This window comes from Petrimonas sp., from assembly GCF_963921705.1.
Classification (GTDB): domain Bacteria; phylum Bacteroidota; class Bacteroidia; order Bacteroidales; family Dysgonomonadaceae; genus Petrimonas; species Petrimonas sulfuriphila.
On record NZ_OY997410.1, the window covers coordinates 1,832,083 to 1,853,169 of the forward strand.

General features: G+C 42.3%; 15 protein-coding genes and 1 pseudogene. 12 read left to right on the plus strand and 4 right to left on the minus strand.

Going from position 1 to position 21,087, the window contains the following annotated elements; genetic code table 11:
* Positions 1 to 18 precede the first annotated feature (18 nt).
* The 5 genes and pseudogenes from AACM02_RS07570 to AACM02_RS07590 all read left to right on the plus strand — a co-directional run.
* Positions 19 to 504: a DUF5018-related domain-containing protein gene (locus AACM02_RS07570; protein ID WP_339116566.1), complete on the plus strand. Its 486-nt coding sequence runs from the start codon at positions 19 to 21 to the stop codon at positions 502 to 504.
* A 117-nt stretch (positions 505 to 621) separates the two neighbouring features.
* Complete coding sequence (locus AACM02_RS07575) at positions 622 to 3,417, plus strand: hypothetical protein (protein WP_339116567.1); 2,796 nt, start codon at positions 622 to 624, stop codon at positions 3,415 to 3,417.
* Positions 3,418 to 3,505: 88 nt separating this feature from the next.
* Positions 3,506 to 3,976: a glycoside hydrolase domain-containing protein gene (locus AACM02_RS07580; protein ID WP_339116568.1), complete on the plus strand. Its 471-nt coding sequence runs from the start codon at positions 3,506 to 3,508 to the stop codon at positions 3,974 to 3,976.
* Positions 3,973 to 6,513: a glycosyl hydrolase 2 galactose-binding domain-containing protein gene (locus AACM02_RS07585; RefSeq protein WP_339116569.1), complete on the plus strand. Its 2,541-nt coding sequence runs from the start codon at positions 3,973 to 3,975 to the stop codon at positions 6,511 to 6,513. The genes AACM02_RS07580 and AACM02_RS07585 overlap by 4 nt, the downstream gene beginning before the upstream one ends.
* Positions 6,514 to 6,770: 257 nt before the next feature.
* Positions 6,771 to 7,670 (plus strand): annotated as a pseudogene (locus AACM02_RS07590) (IS4 family transposase); the annotation flags it as partial.
* A 107-nt stretch (positions 7,671 to 7,777) separates the two neighbouring features.
* Here the strand turns inward: AACM02_RS07590 and AACM02_RS07595 are convergent.
* The 3 genes from AACM02_RS07595 to AACM02_RS07605 are packed head-to-tail and all read right to left on the minus strand — an operon-like array spanning position 7,778 to position 11,025.
* Positions 7,778 to 8,809, minus strand: a complete 1,032-nt coding sequence (locus tag AACM02_RS07595) for a site-specific integrase (RefSeq protein ID WP_339116570.1) — start codon at positions 8,807 to 8,809, stop codon at positions 7,778 to 7,780.
* Positions 8,793 to 9,797 carry a tyrosine-type recombinase/integrase gene (locus AACM02_RS07600; RefSeq protein ID WP_339116571.1) on the minus strand — a complete coding sequence of 335 codons (1,005 nt, stop codon included), beginning with the start codon at positions 9,795 to 9,797 and terminating at the stop codon, positions 8,793 to 8,795. Before AACM02_RS07600 ends, AACM02_RS07595 begins: the two co-directional genes overlap by 17 nt.
* Positions 9,790 to 11,025 carry a site-specific integrase gene (locus tag AACM02_RS07605; protein WP_339116572.1) on the minus strand — a complete coding sequence of 412 codons (1,236 nt, stop codon included), beginning with the start codon at positions 11,023 to 11,025 and terminating at the stop codon, positions 9,790 to 9,792. Before AACM02_RS07605 ends, AACM02_RS07600 begins: the two co-directional genes overlap by 8 nt.
* 167 nt (positions 11,026 to 11,192) lie before the next feature.
* Between AACM02_RS07605 and AACM02_RS07610 the strand changes: the two genes are divergently transcribed.
* Positions 11,193 to 11,426: a hypothetical protein gene (locus AACM02_RS07610; RefSeq protein ID WP_339116573.1), complete on the plus strand. Its 234-nt coding sequence runs from the start codon at positions 11,193 to 11,195 to the stop codon at positions 11,424 to 11,426.
* 367 nt (positions 11,427 to 11,793) lie between these two features.
* A complete protein-coding gene (locus AACM02_RS07615) occupies positions 11,794 to 13,236 on the plus strand; it encodes a transposase (RefSeq protein WP_339115938.1) in 1,443 nt (480 codons plus the stop codon).
* A 312-nt stretch (positions 13,237 to 13,548) separates the two neighbouring features.
* On the opposite strand, the gene AACM02_RS07620 is transcribed toward AACM02_RS07615, so the two are convergent.
* On the minus strand, positions 13,549 to 14,760 hold the full coding sequence (locus tag AACM02_RS07620) for a transposase (protein WP_339116574.1): 1,212 nt from the start codon (positions 14,758 to 14,760) through the stop codon (positions 13,549 to 13,551).
* A gap of 158 nt (positions 14,761 to 14,918) precedes the next feature.
* Here AACM02_RS07620 and AACM02_RS07625 point away from each other — a divergent pair, with 158 nt between their 5' ends.
* The 5 genes from AACM02_RS07625 (at position 14,919) to AACM02_RS07645 (ending at position 21,031) form a co-directional block, all read left to right on the plus strand.
* Complete coding sequence (locus AACM02_RS07625; protein ID WP_339116575.1) at positions 14,919 to 16,028, plus strand: class I mannose-6-phosphate isomerase; 1,110 nt, start codon at positions 14,919 to 14,921, stop codon at positions 16,026 to 16,028.
* A gap of 61 nt (positions 16,029 to 16,089) precedes the next feature.
* The gene (locus AACM02_RS07630) at positions 16,090 to 16,713 is read left to right on the plus strand and encodes an SIS domain-containing protein (RefSeq protein ID WP_339116576.1); all 624 of its coding nucleotides are present in this window, start codon (positions 16,090 to 16,092) and stop codon (positions 16,711 to 16,713) included.
* A gap of 294 nt (positions 16,714 to 17,007) precedes the next feature.
* Positions 17,008 to 18,450, plus strand: coding sequence for a transposase (locus AACM02_RS07635; RefSeq protein ID WP_339115938.1), 1,443 nt, complete (start codon positions 17,008 to 17,010; stop codon positions 18,448 to 18,450).
* A 154-nt stretch (positions 18,451 to 18,604) separates the two neighbouring features.
* Positions 18,605 to 19,813, plus strand: a complete 1,209-nt coding sequence (locus AACM02_RS07640) for an MFS transporter (RefSeq protein WP_339116577.1) — start codon at positions 18,605 to 18,607, stop codon at positions 19,811 to 19,813.
* Between the two features lie 51 nt (positions 19,814 to 19,864).
* Positions 19,865 to 21,031: a Gfo/Idh/MocA family oxidoreductase gene (locus tag AACM02_RS07645; RefSeq protein ID WP_339116578.1), complete on the plus strand. Its 1,167-nt coding sequence runs from the start codon at positions 19,865 to 19,867 to the stop codon at positions 21,029 to 21,031.
* Positions 21,032 to 21,087 lie beyond the last annotated feature (56 nt).

A 21,087-nucleotide genomic window follows, 5' to 3' on the forward strand; every position in this document is an offset into this window, starting at 1 on the left:
TAATAAAATAATATGAATATGAAAAAAATATTTTCCGGCATATACTATTTATCAGTGATGCTATTATTGGTTTTTTCTTCTTGTTTAAGAGCCGGTTTAGAAGAATTGCCTGCTTTTGAGGAAGCTGAGATTACAGATGTAAAATTTGAATTTCGATACAAAGATATGGCTGACATCAATCCGTTGGATAAAGAACCAATAGTGAAAGTGGTAAGCCTAACCTTAAGAAATAAAGTTATTAACAAAGACAACGCAACGGTAACTTGCACATTGGAAGTTCCGGCTGCCAATGATTCTTTTACTGAAAGTATTCGCAACACAGTATCATTAAGCTCAATTGTAGGAAAATTTAACGTTTCAACAGCTGCAATGGTTGAGCCAAGTGCAGGGTCACCTGTTTTGGGGACCCCTGGGGATTGGTCTAAAGCAAACAAATATATAATTAAAGCTGCTAATGGATCTACCAAAGAGTGGACTGTTACTGTAACAGACTTAACCAAGTAGATGTAGTGGGCCGTTCGGCTAACGCCGAGCGGCCCACTTTTACCTTATAACTTAATCTAAACATGCCAATTGTATCAACATATATTCCTTTCTGTTGGCATTAACTAAAACTAACCAATGAAGCGTAATTTTTTTTTCTCTTTATTACTATTTTCAACGATTCTAGCCTTTTCACAAGAAGGAGCTTCAACAGTGGGCGAACGTCCTTATGAAATATCAGAAAGTGCTGTTAGCCGAAAATCGACATTTGATTTCATGAATATCGATAAGTGGCAAATAGTTTCACCTACAAATTGTGATGTTGAACTAACCCGCACATCAGAGCAAATTGCAACCGTTCCCTTTTCGGGGAAAATAGAATATGAGACGAAACAACAAGAAGCTTCTTTTTTTGTTTCGCTAAAAGAACCCATCTCATTGGATGAAGCTTGGGATTGCCTTGATATATGGACTTTTGGGGATCACTGGCTTTGGGGAGAACCAGCTTCACACACTGCCATGCAAGCATACGCCGTTGTTGAAGACAGTTACAAAAGAAGACACGAAGTAAACCTTGTCCAGAGCGGATACGCTGGTATGGTACACAAATACTGGATGCTGAACCACGTAAAGTTTCCGCAATCATTTTCGCCCAACGCGAAGTTTTTAGGTATAAAATTCAAAGGAAATAATACAGATGTAGGTGTAAAACACAATCTATATTTAAGCTCCGGCTATTTGTATAAAGAAGAATTATCGCCTCTCACTTTTAAGCCATTTCCAAACGAATTACCTTTTCCACTGCGTAAAGAGACTATTCTTCCATCCAATTTTAGCGAATATCAAAACAAAACCGTCCAAACAAAAAACAGTTTTCAGTTATCTTACAAAGGCAAAGATGGAGAACTAACCTATGCCATCGACAAATCAAATCCTTTAGGAGATATTGTCGTTTTATGGAATAACAAAACAGTGCAAACCATCAATAACCGCAAACTTATTCTTGCCGATAACAGCGAATTGTCCATAATTCCTGCCATAACAAAAATACAAAACGATACAATATGGTTTAATGCCAATATTCTTTGGCAAAAGGAGAATATACCTCTTGACTTTTTTTATACCGTCAGACAAAAGAGTCTGATCATCGGTATTGAACAAAAGGGAAATGAAGGATTTATAAAGGAGATACATTCGGGTGAAATCCATTCAACCGACAATTACAAGGTTGTTGTTCCTTTTTTGAAATACAACAATAGCGACCGTCCGACCATTTTAGTAAACAGCAATTTGTTCACATTCATAATATATGATTTTTATTATACCCATGCTTCCAGTTTCAGCGTAGGTAATCCGAATGCTAAAATACCATTCAGCGGGGGAAAAACAATCTATGTTTCTAAAACAGACGGGAAGAGAAATCCGGTTCGAGATAAACTTTTCATTACGGTTTCGCCCAATGTGCAGGAAGTACTTCCTACTATCGACAATCCACCATCGCCCATGCGCAGCATGCAAGCCGACAGGCTTTGGGCAATTAACGGCGGTTCCGATTTAGATAAGTTGGGGAGGTTTGTAAGCGATTTACGCAATCGGGGTGTTGAGAAGGTTAGCATCAGATACCACGAAGATTTCTGGCGCGAAGGGGGCGAAAGTTATACATTCAGGCTTACCCCCAATCCTCAGTTAGGCATAAAGAAAATACAGGATTATATTCAGTTTGTAAAGAGTAATGATTGGCGCGTAGGGCTTTATACAAATTACACCGATATGGCTACCGTTAATTCTTTATTTGATCCCGACTGGATAAAACAAGGATCTAGTGGAGAATGGGAGGTTTCTTGGTCTCGTTGTTATTCGCCCAAACCTCAAATAGCTTGGGAGCAAGAAGCTATTTTAGCGCCTCAAATTGGGAAACTCTATAATACAAATCATTCGTATTGCGATGTACACACGGCTGTAGCGCCATCCACGCGTGTGGATTATGATTATCGCGTACCCGATGCCGGAATGATGCGCGGTGTAATAAACCGTTACGGAATGTTGCTCATGAATGAACGAAAAGCCTATGGCGGTCCTGTTTACTCAGAAGGAGGTAATCATTGGTGGTATGCCGGATTGGTGGATGGAAATTACGCCAACGACGATTTAGAGCAACTTCCTGTATTTCCCGATTTTCAGTTATTAAAAATTCATCCGCTTCAAATGGATGCCGGAAACAGAGGGAAAGACTATGCCTATATTGCCTACACTTTCGCTTATGGAAATATCGGAATCCTTTCTGAAGGAATAGATGCAATCCGTCGTTACGCCTTTCTACAACCAGTTCAGGATGAATATGTTATGAGGAACGTGAAATCAATAGAATATGCTGATGTCAAAGGCGTTCTATTTAACTCTTCACAAGCCGTTATAAAAAAAATACTGGAAAAACCCCGTTTAAAGATAGTTTACGAGACGGGGTTGGAAATGTTTATCAATTTCAATGAAAAAGAGTGGGACTTAACTATTAACAACGACAAAATAAAGCTTCCTCAATTTGGTTTTTATGTTTATAACCCGAAAAAAAAATTACTAAGCTCTTCATTTTTAGCTAACAAAACAAGCAAGCGGTTAGATAAAGTAGTAAGCCCTGAATTGTTATACATTAACACACACGGTGAAAACAGCAATGAAAATCTCGGAGGGAGAGGCGAATATTTACTGAAAAAAGAAAAATTCGGTTGGGAAATTATACCTTTTTCTAAAGAAACAGAATTTAATTTTTCCCTTTCTCTGTTAGGTTTTGAGAGTGCATACTCTGTGCAATTAAGGGTATTGAATGATACCGGAAGTATAATTGAATTGAGAGAATTACTTGTGTCTGATAACAAAGTGCAATTCACTCACGATAACAATGAAAATTATAAATACCGATTGGCAATTGTTGAATAGTTTGAAAACTTATAAAAAAGAAATCATGAAATACTATTTACTTATAATCGCGTTTTCCATTTGTTCTTTGGCTTTTGGACAAACAAATATGTATAAATATAAAGTATCGGATATACCTTGGCCCGAAAAATTTGGCAACCACCGCGCCGTGATTCATGTAACTAAACCAGCAAATGCTGTTTTGCTTAATTTTCAATGGCGCCGTTCCGATGCGAATGTAGCTGAACGGATGTTTTTGATTGTGAACGCCGAAACAGGCGACACCATTAAAAACATTCAACGTATCAACGTAAACAACGATATATGCAATATTAAATTTGGTCCCGTAACAAAAAAAGGGCGGTATTACTTCTATTATCTTCCTTACATAGTGCAAACCGGGCACGGTTTTTACGGCAGAAACTACTATCCGAAAGAAAATGTGCCGAACGTCACGTGGCTTAAATCCCTTTCAAAAAAAATTCCTGTGGCTAAAATTGTAGAAATACAATCGCGCACAGCTTTCGACATTGTAAATATTCATTATAAAGTTTTAACCAATAAATATCAATTAAAATGAAGAGAGTTTACTTATTATTCACATTGATTACAATCAGTTATGCTGTTTTCACACAAGAAAAGCAGTCTCTTGACGAGATCGATAATCTAAGTTTCAATGCAGGGCCTGCTCCATTCGAAAAGGCTTTTATTCCGATCATGCTTGATTCTGATATTCCTGTGCATCTCAATGCACCAAAAGACATTGTACTTGACGGAGTTTGGCAGATGGTCGAAGGGGGTGATGAGTCAGAAAGACTAACAAAGCCATGGAGAAATATCACTAAAGCAGAGGTCCCAGGAAGTGTTCATACTGCGCTTTGGAAAGCCGGGAAAATTCCCGATCCATATTTTGGAAAAAATGATTCAATATCCAAAGAACAAAGTTTCAAAACTTGGTGGTTTAAAAAAGAATTTACAATTAAAGGCGAATTAAATCAACCTAGGTTAGTTTTTGGAGGTGTTGCGATTCACTGCACAGTATGGCTAAATGGAAATAAATTAGGAGAGCATGAAGGAATGTTCGGAGGACCGGAATTTGATGTGTCAAAATACTTAAAAAAACAAAATACGCTTATTGTCAAAATAGACCCAGTTCCTTTGGATTGGAGGACGACAGCTGTTTTCAATAATGTGTATGGCTGGCATTATACTGATATTCGATCATTAGGGATTTGGAGGCCGGTGAAAATTCAGAACCATGCTCCCGCAAAGATAAATTCATTATTTGTTGCCGCTCAAGATATAGATGGACAAATGAATCTTGAGGTTACACTTAAAAAGATTTCTTCTCCTATAAACGGCGAACTGCGGGTTAATATAGTTCCTGAAAACTTTAAAGGTAACACTAGATCATTCTCATATAGAATAAATTCATCAAAGTCAGAAGATACCATTCGTTTTGCTTTTAAGATTCCCGATCCGAAATTATGGTGGCCCAACGGGCTAGGTGAACCTAACTTGTATCGATTAACGGCATCCTTTTTACCAGACGGCAATAAAACAGCAGATGTTGCTGAGACCGTATTTGGCATTCGAACAATTGAGATGGCTCCTTTACCCGGTGGACCTTATCCTGACAAATTTAACTGGACATTTGTAATTAATGGGGAAAAACATTTTATAAAAGGTACTGGCTGGTGCACGATGGATCCTTTAATGGATTTTTCCATAAAGCGATATGATCGATTTCTTTCTCTTGCAAAGCAACAAAACATACAAATGTTGCGAGCATGGGGGAGCGGTATGCCTGAGACAGATGAATTTTATGATTTGTGCAATCAATATGGGATTTTGGTTATGCAGGAGTGGCCTACTGCTTGGGATAGTCATTTAGTTCAGCCGTATAATGTTCTGGAAGAGACCGTAAGACTTAACACAATCCGCATCCGAAATAATCCTTCATTAGCCATGTATGGAGGGGGCAACGAATCGGGGAATCCTTTTGGAGAAGCAATAGACATGATGGGGCGGTACAGCATAGAGTTGGATGGCACAAGACCTTTTCATCGTGGAGAGCCATGGGGGGGGAGTAGACACAATTATGATATGTACTGGGGAGGGCAACACCCGGACGTAACTCTCAAGTTAATAACTGATTTCTGGGGAGAAACGGGAGTAGCTGCATTTCCTATTAAAGAATCTGTTTTAAGGTATCTCCCTGAATCGGAGAAAACCACTTGGCCTCCTCAACCCGGATCTGTATTTGCTCATCACACCCCTGTTTTTAATAAGGCTAATGATATGGCATTATTGGACAAAAGTTCCGGATATATAATGCCAAATGACAATATGGATAATTACATAACCGGTTCTTTGCTTGCCCAAGTTATCGGAGTAAGGCATCTGTTGGAACACTCGCGTATCCGCTGGCCATATTGTACGGGTGTGTTGTATTATAAAATGAACGATAATTATCCGGCTGCCTCATGGTCTTCTGTCGATTGGTATGGCGCTCCCAAACCTTTGCATTATTTTGCGCAAGATGCTTTTTCTCCGGTTGCTTCAGCGGTACTTTTTGAACATACCGACATGACAAATAGCGGATGGGAAATTTATTTACCAGTTTATCTTCTTGACGATAAATTGGAATTAATTAACTCAAACTGGGAGGTTAATGTCCGGGCATTTAACAGTGACCTGAAGGAGATGAGAAATAGGAAATTTCAGGAAGTTGAATGTTTCAGTCAAGTCAATAAGCTTGGAGAATTTCTCATTGACAGGAATCTATACCAGTCTACCCCTTTATTAGTAGTTTCTGATGTAAAGATTGATGGTGAATTGAAGCATAAAACATTTTATTTTATGAACTTTGAAAAGAAAAAAGGATGCTTGTTTGAACTTCCCAAAACAACTCTTTCAACTCAAATTCGTGGTGATAAAGTCGCAATAACTAATACAGGATCGTTTCCTGCAGTAGGTGTAAACGTGCAATGCCCGGGAAAAGCCGATGAGTTCACGGTATCCGATAATTTGTTTTGGCTGGATCCCGGTGAGAGTTATACAGTAGAAGTTAATATGACGAATAATATTATAGTTGATGCATGGAATGTGAAATGAATTTTAATTATAAATTGTATATCTTCAAACTAAAGTTCACCATTACGGCTTAAGTGTTTTGATTTACAAACATAGTGAAATTGTTTCATATTTTTGTTTTTCAAGTCCTCATTATTTTGTGAGAGGACGTCACTAGTGTCCCGTTAAAGCAATTCATTTTGTTTATAAACAACTTATATTTAATAATATGCATACTAAATTCCTTGTACACGATTTGAATGGATTAATTTTGCTTTTTCCATCAAGCAATGTACAATATGAATTTCGGAAAGACAGTCTTCGCACAAATTATGCAGTTTATACCTCGTAGAGAATTTAATGAAATAGTCACCAAGTATAAGGGTGATTATCGTGTCAGAAGCCTTTCCTGTCACGATCAATTTCTTGTAATGTGCATGGCTCAATATGCAGATAAGAACAGCCTGTGTGATATCGAGGCGAGCCTGAATGCACTGGCTGTTGTCCGAAAGCTGTATCACTGTGGCATTAGTTATGCGGTTCCTCGAAACACATTGGCAAAAGCCAACGAGAATAGAGACTGGCGCATTTATGCCGAATTGGGACAAGTCCTCATAAAGAAAGTGCGGCCACTTTATGCCAAGGACAAGTTCAGGCTTGATATTGACAATATGGTTTATGCTTTCGACAGCAGCACCATCAGTCTCTGTCTTAAACTTTGCCCATGGGCTAAGTTCCGCAAGAATAAGGGAGGTGTAAAAATGCATACACAGATTGACCTGAGAGGCAACATCCCTGTCTTCATTCATCTTACAAAAGCATCTGTACATGATGTAAATGCAATGGATGAAATTTGCATTGAAATGGGTGCCATCTATTTGATGGATAAGGGGTATATTGATTTCTTCAGACTCTTCAACAACATTCATAAGAATGGCGCATTCTTTGTGACCAGAGCAAAAGACAACATGCAGTATGAGGTTATTTCTTCCAGAGCGGTCGACTTGCAAACAGGAGTAATCAGTGACCAAATTATCCGCCTGACCGAAGAAGTGTCTTCGGAAAAATATCCGGATGAATTCCGCATGGTTGTGTATGAGGATTACGCCACTGGGCATGTCTATCGCTTTATTACGAACCATACCGGTTACGAGGCTCTCGCCATTGCCGAACTCTATAGGGAGAGGTGGAATGTGGAGCTTTTCTTTTATGACAAGTATATCATTATGCAAAGTCGAAAAGGGAGTATGACATATAATCAATCTGTTACATTATTACTTCTCATTTCGACTTCGCATAAAAACAGTCAACGTTTAAACCCCTTGAGCCATTCAAGCAAATTCTTATTCCGTTCCCATTCACGGTCGGTATCAATATTGGGAACGAGATTTTTATATGCTTTTTCAAGTGCTTCACGCTTGGCTTTGGAGTCTGCACGCGCGTAAACCTCTGTCGTTTGTATGGACACGTGCCCTAGTATATCCCGGATATAAACAAGATTGACGCCAGCTTGTAGTAGGTGCATTGCCCTGCTGTGTCGCAAGGAGTGGCAACTCAACCTTTCGGGTATCAGCCCGGGGTCTTCGTTTCTGGCCTTGTCTGCACTCGTTTTCAGCACGTGGGCAATGCCTTCCCTGGTGAGTTTCTCGCGGCGGCTATTGCAGAAGAGCGGGCGCGTAAGCTCATTGTTGTTATTTAGATGGTTCTCCTCCATGTATTCCCTGAGTATAGCCGCCTGCTCCCTTACAAGAGGCACAATCCGTGTCTTACGCCCTTTCCCGACGAGTCGGATGGTGTACGGCTCTTGACCGATCCGCACGGAGTCCACTGTAAGATCTGCCAGTTCTTGCACGCGCGCTCCCGTATCGTACAACAGTGACAGTATCGCGAGATGTCTGCGTCCTTGCCACGTGGAGATGTCCGGTTGCGCGAGCAATAGTCTCATGCCTTCCACGGAGAGGTAGCTCGGCGTTTTCTTCTCTGTCCGTACCGCCTTTATGGAAAGTATTTTTTGCCACTCTTCCATACGTTCTATCACGGTATATTGGAGATACGCCGCGAAGGAGCGCAATGCCGCCAGGCGGTAATTCCTTGTCGCGGGAGAACATGCGCGCACCTCCATGATCCAACCGAGGTAGTCCATGACACTGTCGTGTGTGAGCTGCTTAAGTGTCAGTTTATCGAGCGAAGTTCCTTTCACGGTCTTCATGTAATTGATGTATTGCACGAATGAATCCCTGTATGAAGCGATAGTATTGGCACTCGCGTTCCTCTCATGCGCAAGGTGCTCGGAAAAGAAACGGCTCAGATGTTTTGCAAAGTCAGTCGTTGTAATCATAAGCCTTGCAGATTTTAGGATAAACAAAAGCATTTATCGGTGAACATTGCTTCTCTAGTCCCGGGTACATGGCGCGTGTAAGGCGGACATACTGCTCCGTGGCGGACAAAGAATGATGTCCCAAAAAGGCCGATAGCACGGGAAGACACGTGTATAGGTCCATGCCAGCGTTCGCCATCCGCACAAGGGCATGGACCGCGCTTGTATGCCGTAGGTCATGAACTCGCGGCCCGTGGTGATTGCCGATATGGGGTATGCCGCATTGGGCAAGCAGTTTCTTGAAGTGCTGGTATACCGTGTTGGCATTGAACACCGTACCATCACTTTTCACGAATAATGGATAATCCGGGGCGTCAAGTCCTTTCACGGGCATTCGGTTGCGATACGTCACGTACTGGGCGAGCACTATCGCGAGAGTGTCACACACCGGTACGACGCGTTCACTCCCATTCTTGGTTTTGCGCAAGTAAATGACATGCTCCTTCAGGCGTATGTCTTTATTCTTGATGGACAGGGCTTCCGAGATGCGTATTCCTGTGCTATAAAGTAAACGAAGCATGGCCGGTATGGCGATAAGTGCCGTGCCCATCCGTGTGTCGTACAGCCGGTAATTATCACACGCCTCGAAGATCGCTTTTATTTGCTCGCCGGTAAAGATATACGGGGTAAAATCCCTCTTTGGTTGTTTGGGCAACCTTGGAATAAAGCACGCGCATCCGTTGCGGGACATCATCGTCGTGAGCTGGGACCACACCGAGTATTTTGTATACAGTGTGCTGTCGCAGTCCGCAACCCGTGTGGAACGCCACTTTTGGATAAATTCCTCCGTTATGCGCGGGTCGTCCAATGAGTCGGTGTTAGCAAAATCATCAAACTCCTTCAGTATCCATTTGGTCCTCTGCGCGCTGATGCCAGCGGATGCTTTTAACCCGATGAGATGGTTCATCCACGGGGCCAGAACGCTGCTGTAATTGAACTGTTCACTCATAAAACACCCCTCCTCTCTGTAAATAAAAGTCGTCCGGAACGGCCGGTACCGGCAAGGCGCATTTTAACAGGGACAAGATGTCTATCTTCAAGTAGAGCATTGTGGTTTGCGTGCTCTCGTGTCCAAGCACTTCCGATATGACGGGCAGCGTTGTGCCGGCATTTAACATGACCCCGGCAAGGGAGTGGCGCAAAGAGTGCGGACCGTGGTGTTTTCCATCCGTTCTCACGCCGGACTGGTTGATAATATGGCTGATAGCCGCGCAAACACATGCTTTGGTCGCGCTCGCGTAAGGGGCGCGGCTGGATAAGAACAAGCTATTTAATCCTGATTCGGGACGTCCGTGACGCAGGTAATCAATTATAGCGTTGCCCACCTCGGCGAGCAGCGGCAACTCGATTATTTTTCGTGTTTTCCGCATCGCGAGAGTGATGACGTTCTTTTCCCAGTCTATATTATCGAACCGCAGGTTGGCAATGTCCGACGCGCGCAGTCCCAGTCTTGACGCGAGCAGCACCATTGCATAGTTGCGTTTGCCGACCCCGCTGCTTCGGGATATCGAGTTCTCTATCGCCGCGATGTCCTCCGGCTGGTAAAAAGAAGGTAATCGCTCGGGTCTCCTGATTTTGTAGGTGTCGAAAAAATTGTTGAACCCACCCTCCAAAATATGTTCCTGTTCCCAAAACCGGAAAAGGACACGCAAAGCGGACACTATGTTTACCTTGCTCGTGGGATGGGATGAGATAAACGACAGGATGTGCCGTTCCGATATCTCTTTCACGCGGGTGATGCCCGTCGATGTTAAATGATAAAGGAATTCACTTAAGTACAGGCGATAGTCGTTGATTGTTGTTTTGCCGCGGCGCAGGTTGCTCAAGCGGGTGATAAGCTTTTCCATCTCCTGCCCTATCTCGCCGTCCAAAGAGTGGAATACAGGAGTGTAACATCGCTTCCTGATAAGACCCAAGGTCATCATGTCGTCCAGAACTTGCACACTGCGTATCTTTTCACGTTCCTGGGGACGGATAGAGCCATGATAATGGCAGGTTTCTATGAACTCTGCCCCTATGGCAGGTGTATAGGTGTCAATCCCCTTTGCTTTCATGAAGGGAATGATACCGTGTTTCCAAAGGCTTATGTAGCGAGATATCCGATGCCCCGTGTAACAATTAGCCTGAAAGTAATCGGTACAGCGACCGATTAGATGTTGAATCTTGATTGCTTCCATAAAATTACAATTAAGTTAGAGGCTTATGCCTGGTCCAAATGTAATATTATGCGAAGAAATTATGAGAAGCTTCTCATAAGCTGTTCAAGCAGCTGAAACAGAACTTCCCCTTAAAATATTTTCTGGGGGACAATGAAAATGCCATTATCATACAGATATGGTCCGTTATGCTGGCCAACTTGCTACTGATGATACTCAAAAGCCAGGTTAAGCGGAAATGGGCATTCTCAAACATGGTTTCTGTCATCAGGCAGCACTTGATGAGCTATATCGATGCCCGAAGTTTTTTTGAGAACCCAGAAAAAGCCTGGCAGGAGCTTATTGAAGAGCAAAAGGCTCGTCAAAATGGCATAACTGACCAATATTCGCTCTTTCCACAATGGGAGGGGGCTTGCTTTTAGAAACTCACGAAAAACAGTGCGCAAAGCCACTGAATTGGTGTCAAAAATTTAATTTACCGGTTTTACCGGACAACAATGATTTTTATACAATAAATTTACATGGATGTAAATAATAGTATGTTAATAATATGTAAAATACAAGTTAATTGGTAGGTTGTATTGTTTTGATGTAAATATATATATTACATTTGTTTTTTAAATATATTGTTTATTTGATAATATATTTACAATGATGTAACGTAACTGATGTTTCGCAGTTAAAAATGAAGTTGATAATCAGAGGATAAGAGATAAAAAAAGCAGCATATTTTAGCTAATATATCATTGAAAATGATTATCTTAGCGATGGAAACCAAACCATTAAAATATGCTGCAGGACAAAGATATTAAAAAGATTCAAGAGTTGAAAGCGGACTTTACCCCCGGCAGGGTTTCCGCTGAAGATATTTTTAGCCGCTTCAAGGCGTTGAAGCTAAGCGAAGGTCTTTCTGAGTTCAAATGGTTCAAGACCCGGGGATATGATTTTAAAATGGTCCTGGCCCTGCTGGTCTCCATGGTGGTCAGTTCAGACAAGACGGTCAACTCCTATCTGAACAGCCCCACAGGTGAAGGTTCCACCATGGGCAAGGATGTGTTCTATCGCTTGAAGAACAGTTCCATCATATGCTGGCGGATGCTTATGTGGCATCTTGTGCATCGTTTTCTGACGGTGACGTCCAAAGATAGTGATGTAGATGATACCTCATCCCGTTACCTGATCTTCGATGACACCACCCTGTCTAAAACCGGGAAGCGTATAGAGAAGATCGGGAAGGTATGGGATCATGTAACCAACAGCTACGTGCTTGGATTCAAGCTGTTGGTGATGATGTACTGGGACGGTAAGTCCTCCATACCACTGGATTTCAGTCTTCACCGGGAAAAAGGGAAAAAGCAGGAACGCCCGTTTGGGATGACCAAAAAGCAGATCCGCAAGCAATACAGTTGCAAGCGTATCAAGGACTCGTACACCGCTAAACGTGTGGAAGAACTGGACACGAACAAGATTCAGATGGTCCTGCGGATGTTTTTCACGGCCATCTATCGCGGGCTTCGTGTTGATTACGTCCTGGTGGACAGCTGGTTTACTTGCGATGCGTTGATACAGGCTATCCGGAGTGTGAAGGACAAGGAAGTTCACCTGATCGGGATGTACAAGTTTGCAAAGACTAAGTTTGAGTATCAGGGTAAGAGCCTGACTCACGCCCAGATCAATAACATGCTGGGCAAACCCAGGCGCTGCCGTTCCCTGGGTTACCAGTACAAACAGGCCAGGGTGCTGTACCAAGGTGTTGAGATCTGCCTTTTCTTTAGTCGTCGGGGCAAAAATGACAAATGGAAGGTTTTGTTGACGACGGACACGAAACTGACGTTCAAGGGATTGATCGGGCATTACCAGGTAAGATGGGTTGTGGAGGTGTTCAATCGAGAATCGAAGCAATTGTTGAACCTGGGAAGATGTCAATCCAGTAACTTTGACGCCCAGGTAGCAGAAACGACCATCAGCATGATAGCCTATCTGTTATTGACACTGCGTTTCCGGTACGATAACTACGAGTCGAAAGGGGCACTTTATCGGTCAATGAACGCCGATGTGCTCAGGGAAACACTCGACAGACGGCTATGGGGGCTGTTCATCGAGTTAGTCTGCTCAGTATGCGAGGTATTGGAGATGGATGCCGATGATTTACTTGAAAAAATGTTGGCCAATCCAAAAGCAGAATCCATGATCATTGCACTGTGTTGTTCGGTGATGGTTAAGGACGATTGAGAAATTGTAAAATATAAAATGTTATAGTACAGAGATATAGATAATAATGCATTTCCCTTCTATTTCTTTGTCAATGGTTTGAGGGAAGTGCGAAACATGAGTTATTTTATTTCTTTCGACTACATGTACTTTTTCCTTTTCTCAATACTCTTCAAAACAAGAATCAGGAAAAATGGAGTTATTGAGTCCCTATTTTCTTTTTCCTGAAAATGGGAATGTTTTTTCTTTAGTTAAATGAAAGGAATATCTCAGATATCGATGAAGATAGAGTTTATATAAAAACAATAGTCCGTTAAAAATTTACTATATGAGTCATGCAGCAATGGCTGCAAACTCCACGAGTTCTTTAACAAGTTTATCATTTAATCTTCTGTTCGGCTTTATGCCGGACACGCAAATAAATCGTTCAAGCAGATACGCATTGTGAATCATAGTTTTACAGGAAGCCATTGAAAAAGGGATGCCCTTTTCTTTTGCCAACACCTTTGCCAGGTTTACCGATGTAAGAGAAGCATTAAAGTTGAAAGATAATTTTGAAACATCTCTTGCCTGGGATTGCATAAGTCCTGTAAAAGACTTGGCATCACGGAAACAAAATTCAATTTGAAAACGGGTACGGTAGTATTCTATTACATCTTTACCGCTCATGTGGGGGTTAGTTGAGAAAAACAGCTTAGGCTTTTTTGAGTCCTTAGAATACCAGATAACAAGTCGTACCATCTGCTTTAGTGATTTTGAGTAGGCTGTCAGCGTATATAGCCCTCCATTATCGACAGCTATTTTCTCAGCTCTTGATTTATCAAGATTTGCCATGTCAATCTTGCCGTCGTATAGCTTAGGTCTGCCTCTTTTACCTGTTGGGCCCTCCAGTGTAGGATAAAACAAAACGGCATCATCCCTGAAACGGCTGATAAGATGGAAGTCCATTTCTTTTAAACCGGAAGCGAAACTGATTTTGGAGAAATAGGAATCAGCTACCACATAAGGGCTTATCTTGTGAAGTTTTTCTTCCATTGATTTTAGTACAAGAAGGTACCAATCAATCAGGTTGATATCGTTGCTCTCCAGCGTTTTACCATCCGGTGTCTGAACAGCCTGAAGACTGATGCAGTCTTTATTGTCTATGTCAATGAGGCCTACTCCGAGAATTTCCAATCCTTTTTTTGCCCCTCCGGCTGTGCCCGACCAGAAGTAACCAATCCAGGGAGTACACTTTCCTGACTTGGATATATAACTGGGGTCAATGGCTATGGCCTTACGATCGCCGTTTAATATCCGTTCAGACAAGGAAAGGTTAAACGAAAGCCAATCAAAATCCTTCGAGAAGTTTTGACGGAATCGTTGTTCACACGATTTGCCATACCTTCCCATCTGGAGGAAATTAATCCTGCCAGGGATGATTGTGTATAAGATTAATGTCTCCATAAGGAACGATTTGAAACTTTTGTTTAACTTCGTAGCTAGTTTATTTAAAACGTCACTACAGATATCCCTATATTGGTTAAGTATGCTGGTTTTGTCCATCTTTACAGTGTTTGCAATTACTATAAAGATACTGAATATCAGCTGCTTAACCTTATTTTTTATGTTAAATCATGTTGTATAAATCATTGATTATTAATTAGTTAGTTAAATATTTACCGAACTATTGATAAAAAAATAATTAAATAAAATTGTGAAAAATGGATGATAGTTTTGAAAATAATCTTAGACAACCTTATTTTTTTAAACCAAATCGTGTTTGGCGATTATATAAAGGTGGATTATTATTAGACCGTTTCAAAAATGAGAATAAAGAGGCGGATGATCATTTTCCAGAAGAATGGTTGGCCTCTACAGTGAAAGCATATAATGGTGAGAATACGCAATCGGAAAACGAAGGTGTTGCAGAAATCAATAGCGACGAATTAGGATTTCAATATTTTTCGGAATTCCTATATAATTATGGAGAAATGATTCTTGGTGAAAAACATTTTAAGAAGTTTGGCCCAAATACAGCAATTCTGTGTAAATATCTGGACTCAGCCGTAAGACTCCCAATTCAATGTCATCCGGATGTTGAAATTGCTAAAAAACTTTATAATTCGAGTTTTGGTAAAACAGAATGTTGGCATATAATTTCTACACGCAAAATTAATGACATAAAACCTTACATTCTGCTAGGTTTCAAAAAAGGTGTAAAAAAGGAAGATTTTAAAAATGCTGTAATTAATCAAAAAATTGACACAATGATAGAAATGCTTCATAAAATTGAAGTAAAAGAAGGAGAAACCTATTTCGTACCGGCAAGGATGCCACATGCTATTGGTTCGGGTGTATTTATGCTCGAAGTCCAGGAACCTAGTGATTGGGTTGTTCAGCCAGAACAGATGTGTGCTGACTTTATATTGTCTCAAAGTGATATGTGGGGGCCATTGACGCCTGAACAGGGATTGGAAGTTTTCGATTATACCGGATATACCAAAGAAGAACTTTTGTTAAAAATATCTCCTTCCAATGAATTGTTGGTAGATTCAAACAATTTAAAAATCCAGGAACTTATTGGTAAAAAACATACTAATTCTTTTAGGCTCTGGTCAGCAAAAATAAAAGGAAATGCAGAGATTCAAATATCAAATTCTACATTAATAGTTGTTTTAAAAGGAGAAGGTTATTTAAAGTGGAATAATAGAAATCGCTTTATAAAAAAATCTGATTATTTTTTTATTCCTGATTTATTAAAAAGTATAGTGTTCCAATCAGATGAAAATGAATTGTTGGAAATACTAATTTGTATGCCTCCGGAAATTTAGATAATACTCAATAAAAAAGCTATCAGTTGATGTTAAATTTAAATATGGAGAGAAACTAAATATGATTTTTTTTAATAATCATACAAAAATAAAAAACTTGGATTTTATCATTACTAGAGCTGCTCAGATGATGATCAAAACATACCTAAATGGCGGGAAAGTTCTCGTTTGTGGAAATGGTGGAAGTTGTTCTGATGCCGATCATATTGTAGCCGAACTAATGAAAAATTTTGAAAAACAACGTCCACTAAGAGAAGATTTACAAGACAGACTAAAAATGCTTTCATCAGAAAGGGGCAAATTGTTGGCTGAAAACTTACAACAAGGTCTACCTACCGTTTCTCTTACAGTTCATAATGCTCTTATAACAGCTATTTCTAACGATATTAGTGCTGATATGATTTTTGCTCAACAAGTTGTTGGTTTGGGAGAAAAAGGTGATGTCCTTATTGGTCTCAGCACTTCTGGAAATGCCAAAAATGTGATTGATGCTTTTATTGTTGCAAAAGCCAAAGGACTAAAGACCATTGGAATGACTGGAGAGTCAGGTGGAAAATTGAAGGAATTCTGCGATGTACTAATAAACGTACCAGAAACAAGAACTGCTTACGTTCAGGAGTTACATTTATCTGTTTACCATGCCATTTGTATGAGGATCGAAGATGAGATTTTTAGAAAAAAATAGATAAATACGAAATAATAAAAGCAAATGTTTTTAAACAAAAAAATCTTCTATTGAATTGAGCAAGTGCATACAATATCTTAAAAAATCTATTAATAACTATGATCATTATAAATAGAAAATTAAGAGTTTATTTTTTGTTTCCGTCTATATTGCCTTTAATATTTTACTAACTGATGTTTCGCAGTTAAAAATGAAGTTGATAATCAGAGGATAAGAGATAAAAAAAGCAGCATATTTTAGCTAATATATCATTGAAAATGATTATCTTAGCGATGGAAACCAAACCATTAAAATATGCTGCAGGACAAAGATATTAAAAAGATTCAAGAGTTGAAAGCGGACTTTACCCCCGGCAGGGTTTCCGCTGAAGATATTTTTAGCCGCTTCAAGGCGTTGAAGCTAAGCGAAGGTCTTTCTGAGTTCAAATGGTTCAAGACCCGGGGATATGATTTTAAAATGGTCCTGGCCCTGCTGGTCTCCATGGTGGTCAGTTCAGACAAGACGGTCAACTCCTATCTGAACAGCCCCACAGGTGAAGGTTCCACCATGGGCAAGGATGTGTTCTATCGCTTGAAGAACAGTTCCATCATATGCTGGCGGATGCTTATGTGGCATCTTGTGCATCGTTTTCTGACGGTGACGTCCAAAGATAGTGATGTAGATGATACCTCATCCCGTTACCTGATCTTCGATGACACCACCCTGTCTAAAACCGGGAAGCGTATAGAGAAGATCGGGAAGGTATGGGATCATGTAACCAACAGCTACGTGCTTGGATTCAAGCTGTTGGTGATGATGTACTGGGACGGTAAGTCCTCCATACCACTGGATTTCAGTCTTCACCGGGAAAAAGGGAAAAAGCAGGAACGCCCGTTTGGGATGACCAAAAAGCAGATCCGCAAGCAATACAGTTGCAAGCGTATCAAGGACTCGTACACCGCTAAACGTGTGGAAGAACTGGACACGAACAAGATTCAGATGGTCCTGCGGATGTTTTTCACGGCCATCTATCGCGGGCTTCGTGTTGATTACGTCCTGGTGGACAGCTGGTTTACTTGCGATGCGTTGATACAGGCTATCCGGAGTGTGAAGGACAAGGAAGTTCACCTGATCGGGATGTACAAGTTTGCAAAGACTAAGTTTGAGTATCAGGGTAAGAGCCTGACTCACGCCCAGATCAATAACATGCTGGGCAAACCCAGGCGCTGCCGTTCCCTGGGTTACCAGTACAAACAGGCCAGGGTGCTGTACCAAGGTGTTGAGATCTGCCTTTTCTTTAGTCGTCGGGGCAAAAATGACAAATGGAAGGTTTTGTTGACGACGGACACGAAACTGACGTTCAAGGGATTGATCGGGCATTACCAGGTAAGATGGGTTGTGGAGGTGTTCAATCGAGAATCGAAGCAATTGTTGAACCTGGGAAGATGTCAATCCAGTAACTTTGACGCCCAGGTAGCAGAAACGACCATCAGCATGATAGCCTATCTGTTATTGACACTGCGTTTCCGGTACGATAACTACGAGTCGAAAGGGGCACTTTATCGGTCAATGAACGCCGATGTGCTCAGGGAAACACTCGACAGACGGCTATGGGGGCTGTTCATCGAGTTAGTCTGCTCAGTATGCGAGGTATTGGAGATGGATGCCGATGATTTACTTGAAAAAATGTTGGCCAATCCAAAAGCAGAATCCATGATCATTGCACTGTGTTGTTCGGTGATGGTTAAGGACGATTGAGAAATTGTAAAATATAAAATGTTATAGTACAGAGATATAGATAATAATGCATTTCCCTTCTATTTCTTTGTCAATGGTTTGAGGGAAGTGCGAAACATGAGTTAATAGAACTCCCTCTTTAACATTACTCAATTCATTACTAAATAATAATTCTATGCAAAATACGATTAAGGCGAAGTTATCCGCCATGATGTTCTTCCAGTTCTTTATTCAAGGCTCATGGTACGTGACCATGGGAACCTATCTGGGAAGGACCCTCGACTTTTCCGGAGTTCAAATCGGCCTGGCCTACAGCACCGCCGCCATAGCAGCCATCATCTCACCGGTGATCGTGGGAATGGTCGCCGACCGGTTTTTCTCGGCAAACAGGGTGCTGGCATTCCTGAACATCGTGGGGGCAGTACTGCTGTTTTCCCTGACCCGCATCGAATCGTTCTCCTTGTTTTTTCCCGTCTTGTTGCTCTACAGCGTCTGCTTTATGCCCACCATGTCGCTGACCAACTCCATCTCGTTCGCAAACCTGGGGAATCCGGCCAAGGAATTTTCCAAGATAAGGCTTTTCGGCTCGTTTGGGTGGATCTGCTCCGGGCTTCTGATCAGCGCCCTGAAGATTGAACCCTATTCCACCCCTTTCCTGATCGGGGCAGGCATCTCCCTGCTGGCCGGAGTATATGCGTTGACCCTGCCCCACAACGCTCCCGTGCGGACCGTCGAGAAAGCGGGCGTACGCCAACTGCTCGGGTTCGACGCGTTCAAACTGACCAGGGACAGGTCTTTCCTGGTCCTGCTCGTCTTCTCGGCGCTCATCTGCATCCCGCTGGCATTCTATGACTCCTTTACAAACCTTTTCATTACCGATGTGGGGATCGAAAATGCCGCCGCCGCCATGAGCCTCGGCCAGGTTGCCGAAGTGATCTTCCTGTTCACTTTCCCCATCTTCTTCCTCAAGTTACGCTACAAGGGAAGCATCCTCGCCGCCATCGCGGCATGGATCCTGATGTACGGGCTGTTCACGCTGGGGGCGCACACCGGACAAAACGGATTCATCTTCGCCGTATTGCCCCTCCACGGTTTCTGCTTCACTTTCTTTTTCGTCGCCGGCCAGCTCTTCGTGGATGAGAAAGCTCCCTCCTCGCTGCGCAACTCCGCACAGGGGCTCATCGCCTTTGCCACGTACGGGGTAGGCAAATACCTCGGCACGTTGATTGCCGGAAACGTGGTGGACCTCTATTCCGAACAGGGAAAGTACGACTGGATATCCATATGGACGGTTCCTTTCGTCATGGCAATCATTTTCCTTGCCGGGTTCCTGTTCCTGTTCAGGGAAGATGTCAGGGACCGGGTAGCGGTACAGCGGACATGACTTCCGAAGCTATTTTCAAACTAATTTCAACTACGTAAACATTGCATAATTATGAAACAGAGAAAACTGAAAATGGGCATGATCGGCGGCGGCAGCGATGCCTTTATCGGGGCCATACACCGTCGTGCTGCCTTTATGGACAACTACATTGAGCTGGTTTGTGGCTGCTTCAGCGTCAATCCTGAAATCTCCAGAAGCTCAGGCAGGGAATATTTCCTCCCGGATCACCGGATTTACGACTCCTACCTGGAGATGTTCGAGAAGGAGATGGAGCTGCCTGCCGGAGAACGGATGGATTTTGTAACCATAGTCACACCGAACAAGTGGCATTTTGAACCCGCCATGATGGCATTGCAAAGAGGGTTTCACGTGGTTATCGACAAACCGATGACTTTTTCACTGGAAGAGGCCCTCAAGCTGAAGGAGAAGGTGGAAGAGACGGGACTGGTCCTGGCGCTGACCCACGTATACTCGGGATATCCGGCAGTCAAGGAGGCAAAGGCAAGAATCGCAAACGGAGAACTGGGTAAACTGCGCAAAGTATACGTGGAGTATACCCAGGGATGGCTGTCGCAACGCATAGAGCTGCAGGGAGGGAATAATGCCGGATGGAGAACCAATCCAAAGACCACGGGCAAGGCCGGTTGCATGGGCGACATAGGAACGCATGCCTGGCACCTGGCAGAATACGTTACCGGTCTGAAAGTGCTGGAGGTGTGTGCCGACCTGCAAACGTACGTGGAGGGACGCCTGGTGGACGACGACGGGGCATCCCTGCTGCGAATGGAGAAGGGGGTTACCGGAGTGCTGATGGCTACCCAGATAGCCACCGGAGAGGCGAACAATATCCGTCTGCGTGTGTATGGTGATAAAGGCGGATTGGAGTGGAGACAGATGGATTCGAACAGGTTGACCCTCAGGTGGGGGGACAGGCCTGCTGAAGAGCTTTACATGGGAAACAATGAATTTCTAAGCGACCTGGCCAAATGGAATACAAGAACGCCTGCCGGCCATCCCGAAGGATTCATCGAAGCCTTTGCCAATATTTACCGCAATTTTGCCCTGGCCGTCATGGCCAGAGAAAGCGGAGACAATCCGGGTGAACTGATTACCGACTTTCCTACCGTATACGACGGGGTAAGGGGAATGCAATTCGTAGAAATGATGGTACAATCGGGAGGCGATAATCATACAAAATGGCAGAAATGGATTGAATAGCGAATATTCACGAGATGGCAAAACTTGACCTTGTTAAATAAATGATGCATAACAAA